This window comes from Paenibacillus sp. CFBP 13594, from assembly GCF_014842675.1.
GTDB lineage: Bacteria > Bacillota > Bacilli > Paenibacillales > Paenibacillaceae > Paenibacillus > Paenibacillus amylolyticus_B.
Map to the genome: position 1 here is coordinate 1,670,264 of NZ_JACYVQ010000001.1, position 13,818 is coordinate 1,684,081.

General features: G+C 45.5%; 11 protein-coding genes. 1 reads left to right on the forward strand and 10 read right to left on the reverse strand.

Features of this window, described 5'->3' with window-relative positions; all coding sequences use genetic code 11:
- Positions 1-86: 86 nt before the first annotated feature.
- The 3 genes from IFU39_RS07285 to IFU39_RS07295 all read right to left on the reverse strand — a co-directional run bounded on the left by IFU39_RS07285 (position 87) and on the right by IFU39_RS07295 (position 4,297).
- On the reverse strand, positions 87-1,331 hold the full coding sequence (locus IFU39_RS07285) for an aminopeptidase (protein ID WP_192131894.1): 1,245 nt from the start codon (positions 1,329-1,331) through the stop codon (positions 87-89).
- A gap of 115 nt (positions 1,332-1,446) precedes the next feature.
- Positions 1,447-3,039, reverse strand: a complete 1,593-nt coding sequence (gene mbcS / locus IFU39_RS07290) for an acyl-CoA synthetase MbcS (RefSeq protein WP_445739033.1) — start codon at positions 3,037-3,039, stop codon at positions 1,447-1,449.
- Between the two features lie 253 nt (positions 3,040-3,292).
- Positions 3,293-4,297 carry an aldo/keto reductase gene (locus IFU39_RS07295; protein WP_192131896.1) on the reverse strand — a complete coding sequence of 335 codons (1,005 nt, stop codon included), beginning with the start codon at positions 4,295-4,297 and terminating at the stop codon, positions 3,293-3,295.
- A gap of 201 nt (positions 4,298-4,498) precedes the next feature.
- On the opposite strand from IFU39_RS07295, the gene IFU39_RS07300 reads away from it, so the two are divergent.
- Positions 4,499-5,344 (forward strand): AraC family transcriptional regulator, encoded by an 846-nt coding sequence (locus IFU39_RS07300; RefSeq protein WP_192131898.1) that lies wholly within the window; start codon positions 4,499-4,501, stop codon positions 5,342-5,344.
- 69 nt (positions 5,345-5,413) lie between these two features.
- Here IFU39_RS07300 and IFU39_RS07305 read toward each other — a convergent pair whose 3' ends face one another.
- From IFU39_RS07305 to IFU39_RS07335, 7 genes are all read right to left on the reverse strand, one after another.
- Positions 5,414-5,812, reverse strand: a complete 399-nt coding sequence (locus IFU39_RS07305) for an Asp23/Gls24 family envelope stress response protein (RefSeq protein ID WP_047842725.1) — start codon at positions 5,810-5,812, stop codon at positions 5,414-5,416.
- Between the two features lie 28 nt (positions 5,813-5,840).
- Positions 5,841-6,920 (reverse strand): AI-2E family transporter, encoded by a 1,080-nt coding sequence (locus IFU39_RS07310; protein ID WP_105598509.1) that lies wholly within the window; start codon positions 6,918-6,920, stop codon positions 5,841-5,843.
- Between the two features lie 35 nt (positions 6,921-6,955).
- Positions 6,956-8,413, reverse strand: coding sequence for a sensor histidine kinase (locus IFU39_RS07315; protein ID WP_192131900.1), 1,458 nt, complete (start codon positions 8,411-8,413; stop codon positions 6,956-6,958).
- Positions 8,391-9,098: a response regulator transcription factor gene (locus IFU39_RS07320; RefSeq protein WP_192131902.1), complete on the reverse strand. Its 708-nt coding sequence runs from the start codon at positions 9,096-9,098 to the stop codon at positions 8,391-8,393. The genes IFU39_RS07315 and IFU39_RS07320 overlap by 23 nt, the downstream gene beginning before the upstream one ends.
- A 234-nt stretch (positions 9,099-9,332) precedes the next feature.
- Positions 9,333-10,778 (reverse strand): 4-hydroxyphenylacetate 3-hydroxylase family protein, encoded by a 1,446-nt coding sequence (locus IFU39_RS07325; protein ID WP_091016784.1) that lies wholly within the window; start codon positions 10,776-10,778, stop codon positions 9,333-9,335.
- A gap of 173 nt (positions 10,779-10,951) precedes the next feature.
- Entirely contained in the window at positions 10,952-12,910 is a 1,959-nt protein-coding gene (locus IFU39_RS07330; protein ID WP_192131904.1) for an ABC transporter permease, read from the reverse strand.
- Entirely contained in the window at positions 12,885-13,655 is a 771-nt protein-coding gene (locus IFU39_RS07335; RefSeq protein ID WP_105598505.1) for an ABC transporter ATP-binding protein, read from the reverse strand. The genes IFU39_RS07330 and IFU39_RS07335 overlap by 26 nt, the downstream gene beginning before the upstream one ends.
- Between the last annotated feature and the right edge of the window lie 163 nt (positions 13,656-13,818).

Genomic DNA, 13,818 nt, shown 5'->3' on the forward strand with positions numbered 1-13,818 from the left:
AAATCTGGGGATAACAGCGATTGGAAGGTTATTCTGTCATCGTAGTGTCTGTGTAAATAACCTTTAGTTCAACTTATAAAACTAGATTAAAATGCCCAGTTGCCTTTACGGAATACCGGCTCGATTGTACCATCCTGTAACTCACCATCGATATCCAGCTCAGCGGAACCGATCATGAAATCAACGTGAGTCAAGCTCACATTGCACTCATGCTTCAGTAACTCTTCATTCGACATGGTTGTGCCATCTTTCATGTTGAATGGATACGCACTTCCCACAGCCAAGTGGCAAGATGCATTTTCATCAATACCCGTATTGTAGAAAATTCGATTCAGGTTGGAGATCGGAGAGTCATGTGGTACAAGTGCCACTTCACCCAGATAACGTGCTCCTTCATCCGTGGCAAAGAGGTTCTTCAGATGCTCTTCACCAGATGCTGCCGTAAAGGCAACAACTTGTCCGTCCTTGAAGGTGATTCTCATCTGGTCAACCAGTTGCCCGTTCAGGTTCAGAGGCATGGTGCTGCTAACATAACCGTTCACCCCACTGCGCTTAGGCATGGTGAATACTTCTTCAGTCGGCATATTGGCAACCGTGTATACGCCTTGTTTATTTTCGCTGCCACCACCGCCCCAGATATGATTGTTAACCAATTCAATTTCCAGGTCTGTACCTGGCGCACGGTAGTGCAGGCTCTTATAGTTCTTTTTGTTCAGGAGATCACTCATGGTATTCAGGGTATCCAGATGTTCTCTCCAATTTTGTACGGCGTCTCCGCCATCTACACGGTTCATTTTGAAGATGGTTTCCCACATCACGTTGATTCGGTCTTCTTCCGGGATGTCGGCAAATACTTTTTTCGCCCAAGCCTTGGTCGGGGCCTTGATCAGACACCAGCTAATTTCATGGTTGCGTGTGTATTTGGCATATCCGCGACGTGCGTGTGCAGCTGCCTTGGTAGCACGGGAAACGCTGTCGGAGTCAATTCCGTTATACAGTTCAGGATCTGGAACTTTGATCGTCAGGGTAGCGCCGCCTGCTTCTGCAAACTTCTCCATCATATCCGCTTTCCAGGCTGGATAGTAGTCAAAGCTGTCATTGGAACCATGTTCAAAACGACTGCGGGTAATGTTGTCGTCATCAAAGTCCACTTGTACATAGTTTGCACCAGCCGCATAGGCTTTTTGCACAATCAGACGTGTGAATTCAAGCGTTTCGATCGGTGCAGTGACGAGCAGATCCTGTCCTTTTTGAATATTCACGCCAACTTTAACAACCAGTTCTGCGTATTGTTCCAATGACTTTTCAAAGGTTTGTTCAAATTGACTCATGGTTGTGTTCACTCCTGTTTCATATATTGTACGACCGCTTTCGCTTCTGCAGAATCGATTCCTTCTCTTTCACTACGCAGGTTCAATTCCCAAAATTTCATCTATACAAAATGATCTAACTATTACGTTTTTCTTGTTCGCGCAGTTCGATCCGGCGGATTTTACCAGAGTTGGTCTTTGGCAGATCCGTAACAAATTCGATCTTGCGTGGATATTTATAAGGTGCTGTGATTTCCTTGACGTGGTGTTGCAATTCACGCATTAATTCCGGTGAAGCCAGTGAATCATCTCTCAGCACAACAAAAGCTTTGACAATATTGCCACGGATCTCATCCGGACTCGCAACCACCGCGCATTCCTTCACACTGGCGTGTTTCATGAGTGCTTCTTCCACTTCAAATGGTCCAATCGTGTAACCCGAACTGATAATGATGTCGTCACTGCGCCCTTCAAACCAGAAGTAACCTTCTTCGTCTTTACGTGCACGGTCTCCTGTTACAAAATAATCGCCACGCTGACTCGCTTCCTTCCGTCCCTCATCCTGATAATAGGACCGGAACAAAGCTGGCATCTCTTTGTGTACCGCGATATCTCCTACTTCACCGGCAGGAACAGGCTGTCCGTCTTCGTCAATAATTTCAATCAATCCAGGTGTAATCGACTGACCCATGGAACCAATGCGTACAGGCGCATCTTTGAGACTGCCGATCAACAACGTGCTCTCGGTCTGTCCATATCCGTCTCGAATAGTGAGGTCGAAATGCCGTTGGAAGATTTCAATGACTTCCTGATTGAGCGGTTCACCCGCTGAAACAGCACTGCGCAGATGGGACAGATCATAATGTCCAAGATCATCGGCTTTGGCCATCAACCGATATTCGGTTGGTGTACAGCATAGAACATTAATTTGATGTTCCTGCATCAGTTCCAGATAACGCTTGGGTTGGAATGATCCATTGTAGACCAAGCCAGTCGCGCCTCTTCCGAGTACCGACAGGAACGGACTCCAGATCCATTTTTGCCAGCCAGGTGCAGCCGTTGCCCATACCGTATCCGAAGGTTGAATATCCAGCCATAATGAAGAAGCGATCCGCAGGTGGGCATATCCCCAACCGTGGCTATGTATAACGCCTTTGGGATTACCTGTTGTGCCCGAAGTATAGGCAAGAATAGCTGTATCATCACGGTGAGTTTCCACCGCAGCCATCTCTTCGGGTTGATTTTGCATTAACTCATGCACATTGACCCAACCTTCAGTAGGTACGCTAGCTTCACCATTAGGTGATGCCACGATACGATGTGCCAGTGACGGCAGATCCGCGTCCATCTTTTCCACTTCCGAGGTTGTCTCGGACCATACGATAAGAGCCCGCGCCTCAGAGTGACGCAGACGATATTCCAGATCTTTAGCCCGTAACATCTCGGAGGAAGGAATAACGGCAATCCCCAATTTAAGACAAGCAATATAAATGACGTAGGCAATAATACGGCGTGGTACCATGACCAACACCCGATCACCCTTCTCCAGTCCAAGTTCACGCAAACCTCCAGCAAGACGATTCGCCTGCTTGAACAAATCACCATACGTGATCTCTTCCAATTCACGTTGATCGCTGAGCCATCTAAGTGCAATCCGGTCTGATGGATGATTCTCCATCTCGGATGTCAGGTTATAGCTTTCAGGCGAAATCCACTGTTCAAAGTTCAAATGGAGCCTCTCCTTCGTAGTTCAAATGTAAAGCTTCTATATATTATACCCTAAATCCTAGGACCAGGTGCTATGAACTAGGCTTATCTCGAAAAAATAAACATAGGTCAATTAATGTTAACTATTATAATAGATCTTTTCCTATAAAGAAAATGACATATAAAAAAATGGCACCACCTTGGATATCAGGAAGGAGCCATTTCGTGTTTAATTTTTATATTACCATAAACTTTGTCTAACTATAATTTTTCGGTTACCACGGATAATTACCCATACCTTCCAAAATGCTTTCGATCTCATTCAACTCTTCCGTTGTCAGGTCCGGTGCACTGAGCGCAGCCACGTTTTCTTCAATCTGGGACACACGGCTTGCACCAATCAGTGCGGAGGTGACACGGTTACCACGCAAGATCCAGTTCAGAGCCAGTTGGGAGATCGTCTGCCCTCTTCGCTCGGCAACTGCCTGAAGCGCATCGAACTTGGCAATCCGTTCGTCTGTGTATGCTTCTTTTTTCAAATTGCCTGTTGGATTGGCGCGTTCTTCCTTGATCTTGTCGACATATTTATTGGTCAACTGACCGCGGCCGAGTGGACAGAACGCAATGGAACCTACGCCCTGCTCATCCAGTACGTCCTGCAAACCGTCTTCAATCCAGCGATTCAGCATCGAGTAGTTTGGTTGATGAACCAGACATGGCGTACCCAGACGACGAAGAATGGTTACCGCTTCTTGTGTCTGTTCTGCATTATAATTGGATAAGCCCACATACAGAGCTTTACCTTGCCGCACGATATGATCCAGCGCCGTCATCGTTTCTTCCAACGGCGTGTCCGGATCTGGACGGTGATGATAGAAAATGTCTACATAGTCCAGTCCCATCCGGCCAAGGCTTTGATCCAGGCTTGCAATGAGGTTTTTGCGGGAACCCCATTCGCCGTAAGGTCCACTCCACATATGGTAACCTGCCTTCGATGAGATAAGCAATTCATCCCGGTAAGGACGCAGATGTTTTTTGTAAATCACACCAAAGTTCTCTTCCGCTGATCCTGGAGGGGGACCATAGTTATTCGCCAGATCGAAGTGGTTAATTCCGAGGTTAAAGGCACGTAAAATCATTTCTTCCTGAATATCCAATGTGCGGTTGCCACCAAAGTTCTGCCATAAACCCAGCGCAATTTGCGGCAATCTGATTCCGGATTTGCCGGAACGTACATATTTCATCTCATCATATCGTTGTTCACTCGCAGTATAGGGCATCGTTATTCTCACTTTCCTGTATGGTTTGCCTTGCTGCTTCTAATCTTAGACATTTCTCGGGCAAAACGATATGGCATTCCACTTTGAACATATGGAATAATGATTGTTATCTATATATACTAATGTTAAATATTTAATCTTTTCAACTATTTAATATGTTAAAATGCAAGATGAGACGAAATCACACAGGAGTGAATACCCTTGATTACGTATATGTTTAAAAACAATCATTTTCAGGAGCTCCAGCTCCTTCATTATGGCACGGAAGCCTGTACACCAGGTCATCACTTTGGCCCTGCCATGAGAGACTATTACAAAATTCATTATATTTTGAATGGCAAAGGCACCTTCGAAGTGGGTGGCAAAACGTACACCCTGCACAAAGGTCAAGGTTTTCTGATCGTTCCGCATTCTGTTGTTCATTACGAAGCAGATCAGGATGATCCCTGGGAATACAGCTGGGTTGCTTTTCAAGGCAGCAATAGCCAAACCTTTTTACAGCAAGCTTGTCTGTCGGAGCATCACCCGATCTTTGAGCTGGGCAATGGGGATGACGAGATGCGATCCTGTCTGCATCGAATGATTAATTCGCGCCATACCCACAGAGGCTGGGAGATTAGCATGACTGGTTTGCTGTATCAATTCTTCTCCATTTTGATTGATCAGGCCAACTCAGAGCATCTTCAACTCATGCCGGATTATTCGAAGGAAACGTACGTAACGCAGGTAATGGACTTCATTGAAATGAACTACGCCAATGCCATTACCGTTCAGTCCATCGCGGCCCATGTGGGCTTGCAGCGCAGTTACCTGTGTTCTCTCTTCAAAGATCAGATGGGAAGCAGCATCCAATCGTATCTGGTCCATTACCGAATGCGAAGGGCAGCCGAATTGACGCTTGATCCCGGTCTGACCATTGGTGATATTGCCCGTTCTGTGGGCTATACGGATCAATTGCTTTTCTCCAAAATGTTCAAAAAAGTGATGGGCGAAGCGCCCACCTATTATCGCAAACATAAAACAGCACCCTCCCAGTTGAGTTGTTAATTGGGAAGGTGCTGTTTGTGCCAATCGTTTATCCTTACAATTGTTATTCCTTACATTCTTTTCATTGGTTTATACGGTCTCCGGCATGGATATGCCAACAACTTGCACTTTGATTTCATCGACCATGACGCCTGCTAATTGCTCTACAGCCTGTTGAACATTATGTTGAAGTTCACGGCAGACCTCGTGCATCTTGTTGCCATATTGAATGTTGATGCGCAGCTGGATGGTTGCCTGATCGTCTTTGACGTGTACGTCAATCCCTTTTTGCAGACTCTTGCCGCTGATGCTCTTGGCAATGCCTTCAGTCAGTCCAACGGACATGGAGGAAACACCAGCCGTTGATTGAGCGGCCATTCCCACGATCTTGGATAACACATCATTCGAGATGTGAATGGTACCCATTTGAACAGATTGAGGTGCGATATATTCAGGTTCATTGTATTGTTTTTCGATAATTTCAGACATGTGCTCCACTCCTTCGAATAATTAAATTCTATGCATTCTGCCATTTGTCCTTAAAGAACATGTTATAGATTCGAACCAAAAGAATCTTAACGATCATATAAACCGGGATAATAATCAGGATGGCAATAATTCCACCCAGGTCGCCTGCACCCAACACCAGAATGATGGTCGTGAGCGGGTGAATATCCAGCTTTTTGCCGAATACGTACGGTGCTACCAGGTTGTCCTGAATCTGCTGAGCGACAAGAATAATAATCAGAGACCAGATGGCAACCGATGGAGATACCACGAGACCCATGATCACAATAGGTACGGACGACACAATCGCTCCGATAAACGGAACAAAGTTCATGATGACCGCGATTACCGTGAGCAGTAATGCGTACGGCAGTCCAATGATCAAGAAACCGATATACATCAGTACACCCAATGCCAGATTGACCAAAACTCTTCCCACAATAAAACCACTCAACGCCTGATCAATCTCAATTACGACTTCACGGCTGTCATTCTGGAAACGTTTTGGAGCGATATGTGCCAATTTACGACCAAATTTCTCGCCTTGTAACAGCATATAGAACAAAAGAATCGGTAGTGTAAACAAGATGATCGCAAAACTGGAAACGAGTGAGAAAAATCCACTTACGTAGTTGGTCACAAAGTTAAATCCTTTGTTGATATACTCCGTGATCTGAGAGAAAGGTGTTGAGCCCTCCGGGAACAAGGCCTGAATGGCACCATTTTGCTCCAGCTCTCTCAGCTGGTCACTTAATGAATTAATTAAACTTGGTGCGTTATCGACCAGATTGAACAGTTGCTCACGTAACGATGGCCATAAACCAATGATGAAGAACACTCCCAGAATAGCAATAACCAGATAGATTAGCAAAATACTTAGCGTGCGATTTATTTTCTTTTTCTCCATATAATTCACAAGCGGCCTTAGCAGATAATAAAAGAACACCGACAACATCATCGGCACGGTAATGACCGTGATCATGGTGACGAGCGGCTGAAAGATGAAGCTCACACGTGATAATAAATAGATATTAACCAATATCAGCGCCAGTGCAATACTGAACCGGACAAACGTATTTACTTTGAACAAAATATTTCCCTCCACATGGACATTTCTTCTCTTATTTAATTTGGAATCTCAATGGTAAACACGGTGGTCTCTCGCCCACGTCGGGAAAGGATCAGCCGTCCGCCCATTTTCTCCGTATTACGTCGTGCGATGGATAAACCAAGTCCGGTGCCTCCGGTCGCTGTCCGCGCCTCATCCCCTCGTACAAACGGGTCAAAGATCGTTGACCATAGTTCTTGAGGTATGCCCACTCCGGTATCTGCCACTTCAATCACCACATGGGTATCCAGCGGAATGAGTTCTACGCGCAGTTCGGTCCCGATTGGATTATAAGACAGAGCATTGGTAATCAGATTCTGGATGACTCTGGATAACAGTTCCGGATCATACCTTGCATAGATCTCCTCATCAGGAACAAGCACATGAAGGACAAACTGTTTCTGCTCAATCTCCCCATACGTATCTGCCATAATCTCGCGCACGAATTCTCCAATCTCTCTTCTCTGAATATGCATGCGAAAATCGGGCGAATCCACCTTGAGCAGCTCCAGCATATTCTGTATCATGCGTGCAACTTGAACAGACTTGTTATAGATGTATCCCAGATATCTTTGCTGCCTGTCCTTGTCCTCTCCACGTCCTTCCACCAATGCCTGCGCATATCCCTGTATGGATGTTATCGGTGTCTTCAGATCATGTGATAAATCTACAATCAGTCGCTGTTTGCTCTCTTCGGCGTAACGTTTCTCCGCAGATGTGTTCTCAATGACGTCCGCCATGTAGTTGAATGTCTCACCTATCTGGACAAATTCCCTCTCGGCCGAGATCGACATCCGTGTACTATAATTCCCTTGTATCATCTGCGTAAGACCCGAGGAGAGGATGCTGAGTGGTTTTTTGATTCTCCGTGCGACCCAATAGCTATAGACAAAGATCAATAATAAAACCAAACCGATGCCAATCATAATGTAAAAGGATAGTGGATGCTTCAGATTGGTAATCAACTGATTATCATTAATTCGCACGCTGACCAGATCACGCGGGATTTTGAGCAATACATACGCTGCCGCTCCTTCAGTCGAGAGAGGAGTGATCGAATAATAGTATTCCTGGTCACTCCGATTTTCCAGTCCATCATACAGATCAGCTTCACTGTATTGCGTGAACGCATCTTGCTTGTCTCCCACATGACGAATGACATTGCGATTGGCATCCAGAATTTCAATCCAGCCACCGCTGTCCTTGAGACGTTGAATCTCTGTGTCTTTGCCTTTCGACACCGAACCTCCACCGGAATAAAATTCGTTCTCCAGCTCTGCTACATACACGTGGGCTTCAACATTCAGACCTGGATCAACCACCTGATCCGAAATGCGAAAATCCACGACATCCAGTGAAACCATAAGGTACACGATCAATACCAGTAACAGCAAAAAGAAGTTGAACAGCAAGAAGTCCAGTGTCAGAGATGTCTGCAACAGTCGCTTTTCTCTAGCTTTCCATGGGCGCTTCAATTTTGTATCCCAGTCCCCTTATCGTTTTGAGATATTCCGGTTGTCTGGAGTCACGCTCGATCTTCTCCCGAATGTTGCTGATATGTACCATAATTGTGCTGTCCTCGTGCGCATAATAATCGCCCCAGACCGCTTCGTATATTTTTTTACGGGTGAACACTCGGCCAGGTTGATCAAGCAACAATTCCATAATTTTATACTCTGTAGAGGTTAATGTTACAGGTGTTCCTGAACGAAAAAGCGTACATTGGGATCGATCCAGCGTCAGATCACCCAATACCAGATTCTCTTCTTTGGCAACGGGGAACTCCGCTGCATCAAATTGATTGACTCTTCTAAGCAACGCCTCTACTCTGGCAACAATCTCAAGCGGGTTGAACGGCTTCGCTATATAATCGTCTGCCCCAAGTCCAAGTCCAAGGATTTTATCGTGATCCTGACTTTTGGCGGATAGGAACAGTACAGGCATGTGATATGTGGCCCTGATCTGTTTGATCAACTGCAATCCATCCATTACAGGCATCATGATGTCCAGTATGACCAGATCGATCTGTGTTGAACGTATGCATTGTAATGCCTCGGCTCCATTCACCGCAGTCTTAATGGTATAGTCCTTCTCCAGATATAGTTGAAGCAGTTCAACAATCTCTGGTTCGTCATCTGCAATTAATACGGTGTATCTCATGTTTTTCCTCTCATTTCCTATACTCTATGCCTATCTCTACATTATTACTATATACTACGTCTCTTAATTCAACCTAAATCATTTCTAAAGATAATCTAAATAAATAGAAATAGAGCCCTGGCTTAGGCCAAGGCATTAAATAAAATAGGGCTGTTTTCAGCCTTCATTCAAGCTTTTCGTTCTTCATTCAGGCTTTTCAATCTTCATTCGGACCATTTGTATTAGATCATCAGATTAGTCCTTAAGCAAACGAAGCCACGGCTCAACTTTCCCAAATAAACGTTCCTTGTCATACTGCACATATTGGTTCGCCCGATTGCGCACGGGATCACCCGCGTAGAAACGTTCATATAGATCATGCCTTGCTCCGAGTGGACTTCCGGTCAGCTCCCATGCGAGTTGAAAGAGTCGAATCTTCTCCGGGGCTTGCATCGTTACTCCACCAAGATATTTGCCAACCATGGAACCCATCATTTCATTCATCTCAAACGTACCTGAAGGAATCTGAATTAGACCACCCGCAGCAATGGTCTTCAAAATCTCCACCGCGCGGGGATAATAGTGATTGCCCAGATTACGTGCGGTTTCAATATATTTGAATTCCGGCAGCCAGTTGCCAAATGCGTCCGGCTTGGACTGTGCTTCAGCAGCAATAATCAGTCCCTCGATAGTCTGCATCTGACTGATCAGCTCTCCGAGTTGTTCCTGTACATTCAGGAAGGAGTCCACCCCAATCTCCTTGGCAATGGCTGAGGTCACAGCTGTAATGAATTCCAATTTCGAGTGTAATCGAATGACACTCTGATGGTAGGCCAAACTGGCCGATGCTGTATTGCAGCGAATCTGCCATACGGCTTCAGGGTTATTGTGCAGTAATACACGTTCCCAGGGCACAAATACATCGTCAAAAAATAATACAGCATCCATCTCATCATACTGCGCACTGAGTGGATGTGATTTATCTGTATCTTTTGTGGCAAAAGATTCACGACACATCATGTGCAAGCCCGGACTGTCCGCGGCTACAATGACCATATGGGCCAGCTCTGGCAGGTGGCCTGGAATTCGTTGAACGGGATAAGCAATGATATCATCCGCATAAGGCGCTGCTGTTGCAACCATTTTGGCCCCGCGGATCACCACACCCTCCGTATTGCTTTGGACAATTCGCAGCATGGCATCCTCATCTTCTCCAACAGGCAAGGAACGATTAATCTGTGGGTCCCGCTGGACAATTGTCAGGAATGCATCTTTTCGTTTGGCTTGTTCATAATAAGTCGATATTTTGTCTGCAAATGCCGGGTCATGTGATGTCATCTCATGTCGTGTTGCATACCAACCGGTCAGCCGGGATCGAGCATAATCAGACAATCGGCTCATCACCCCATACGTCCGATCGGCCCACAGCCGAAAAGCATCCGCCCTGCTCTTCACGTCAGGAAGTGAACGGGGTACTAGAAAAGAGCGATGCACGTAACTTCCCGTCTGTTCGTCCCAATAGGCCACGGTTTCCCTTGTCTCCGGGTCATCCACCAGATTGAACAAACCTTCTATGGTTTGAAGTGTTCCCTGAAAGGCCTGATGCCCAGTTACCTGGATACGCTCTCCGTCCAGCCATACATTCCGCTCATCATTCAAACGTTGAATGTATGCTTGTCCACGAGACATCGTGATACTCATGATATGTCCTCCCTCTCAGGCACCGGCCTGACATTTCTGTAACTCCATCCTTCTAACTGCTTGAGAAACTATGTAATGATACATTCTGTATCTAATGAAATAGTACTGTGCCTTAGCCAGAAAAGTCAACAGACACCGAGCGATGAGTCCGGTGTCTGTTGGGCCATGCTATGTTAGACTAATTTGGAATACATGTGACGCAGGTACCGCCAGCGCACAAGTGCAAAATACAGGATCTGCATGGAAGCAAAGACCAGGAAGATGCGTAGACTGTATCCGAAGACCGAGAAATCAACCAGCTGCTGCAACGCTACAAAAGCGACCGAGCTGTGGATGACCGCCACCAGAATCGGCAGGAAGAACATAAGCAATAGCTGCCTTGTTACGATCTTACGGAGTTCGGGACGACTCAGTCCCATTTTGCCAATCATGCGATACTGCGCTTCATCCCGTTCTAGATCTGCGTAAAGTCTGAAATACGTGAAACTTGCTGCAAAGGTGAAGAAAACAATGCCAATCAGACCGCTCAAGATCAGAATGATCCCGTTTGTTTGTTTGGAATTAAGCCAGTCCACCACAAGCGCGCTGACCTCGTAATAACCTTTGTCCGAATGATCATCTTGAATGGATTTGATCAATTCAGGAGCAAAGCTGCGTGTACTCATCCAATCTTTTACGACAAATTGCGTCGTTCGCATGGAATAGAAATCTTCAGGCATCCCCACTTCCTCGTTATACGCCGGTCTCAACTTCTCAAACAATTCGTTGGTTACAACGTAGAGATTAATTTCATTTTGATAAGGAATCACAATATCGGTACCAGGTGTCACTAGCCGAATCTGTTCCGACCGATTATCAATCTCCAGCTTGACCTCCGCCCCTGAGAATCCTTGTTCAGCCTGTTCACGGTACTTCTTACGAACCGCCAAATTACTTGGTGTCATAAATGACTCATCAACCTGTTTCAACGTACGTTCTTCGTACCCAAGTGCCTTCGCCAGACGGTTATAATCACTCAGTTTGATAATCCTTCCATTATTATTTTCAGATATATGAACATAACTGCCCTTTACGTAGGGAACTTGATGATCAATCAACGTTTCTTCAATCTGCCGAATATGTCGCTCGGAGTTGGGAGTATCCCAGTTATTCATATAACTGAATGCGTACGGATTCGACATGGACGACAACCCCGGGTCAGCAATAGCAAGCATGGTGCCAATTCCCGTAAATGAAGAAGCTGAAATGATACTTACCATGAAAAACATGATGGCGTTATCTTTCATTCGATAGGTAAGTTCAGATAGGAAGAGCAGATTGGTTTTACGAAAAAACAACCTTGGATTTCTTTTCAGTGTCCGAATGATGTATACACTGAGCTGTGTGAACAGAAAGTACGTACCTGCAATAACAACCACGACACTTGCGAGTAATAACGGAAAGGAGAAGCTTATCCATACAAAAGTGAATACTCCTGCATAACCCCCACCAATTAACAATACGGATAACAAGGCGAGCAGACGTGAGGCTTTGGGTTCCGGTTTCGGTTTTTCCTCTGATTTCACAAGGTCAATTAGCGAACCTTTCCGTATGAGCAAGGATGACGACATCGCAATGATAACAAACAGCAGCAGAAATGCACCAGCCGTCAGGGCAATGCCTTTTAGCGGAAAATAGAATCGAAGGCTGTTCTCAACAGCCAGCATGGAGCCACAGATCAGCAGGATCAATTTGCCGAAAATAATTCCGAGTCCAATCCCGGTAATGATGGAAGCTAATCCGATACACATGTTCTCCATAAACAGAAGTCTGTTCATCTGTTTACGTGTCATGCCAATGATCAGGAAGATACCAAATTCCTTTTTGCGCGTCTTCAGAAATGAACCAACGGAGTAGAGCAGGAACAGGAATGAAAAGATGAATATAATGATCTCCGCAATCACAAACCCCTGATTCGCAAGCAACGTAACCGTCCCACTTGATCCCTTTAACCCCGCTTTCAAATCGGGATGGAACAGAAGCAATGCGTAAGTAAAAAAGATCATAACGGAAAATGTACTGCTCAGAAAATGAGCCAGATAAATTCGTTTGTTGCGAACAACGTTATTAATGGCGAACTGGCGAAAATTCATGTCCTGAACCTCCCATTAGGGATAATACATTAATAATCTTCTGGTAAAAGGCTGCGCGATTATCGCCGTAGTGAATTTCATTATACAGTTTGCCATCCTTGATAAAGACAACCCGACTGCAATAACTTGCAGCTACTGCATCATGAGTGACCAATAGCATCGTAGCCCGATCCTCCTGATTGCGAGTTTCGAGAATCTCCATGACATCTCTTGCCGCCTTCGAATCCAGGTTGCCTGTTGGCTCATCGGCCAGAATCAGCTTCGGGGAATGGATAAGCGCTCTGGCAATGGCCGTACGCTGTGCCTGTCCTCCTGATATCTCATATGTCCGTTTGTTCAGAATACCCTCGATCCCCAGCTTGCTTGCCAGCTGTTCCACACGTGTGTTCATCTCTGCTAGCGAAACACCGTCAAGAGTCAGTGGCAGAACAATGTTTTCCTTGACTGTCAGGGTATTTAACAGATTGAACGATTGAAAAACGAATCCAAGCTCTTTGCGGCGGAACAGAGCGAGTTCATCCTGATTCAATTCAAACGGATTCTTCCCTGCAATCCGCAGTTCGCCTGATGTTGGATGATCAATGGTTGAGATCATGTTCAGCAGCGTTGTTTTGCCACTACCCGATGGTCCCATGATGCCAACAAACTCACCTTCCTGAATACTGAGGTCAATACCTGATAACGCTTCATAAGATACGATGCCTTTGTAGATTTTACTGATCTGTTTCACAGAACAAATCTCCATGGTTACAACTCCTTAGTGATGTATGAATTCAAAATCAAGTTACTTTTCATGCTATGTGCATGCGTATTATGCGTGGCCTTTCCTGTACTCTTATGACTACAGTCTATCGAAGTTTCGGCCATTCTCCTATGGTTTAACCTTTCATCAACATGACAATGTTGTA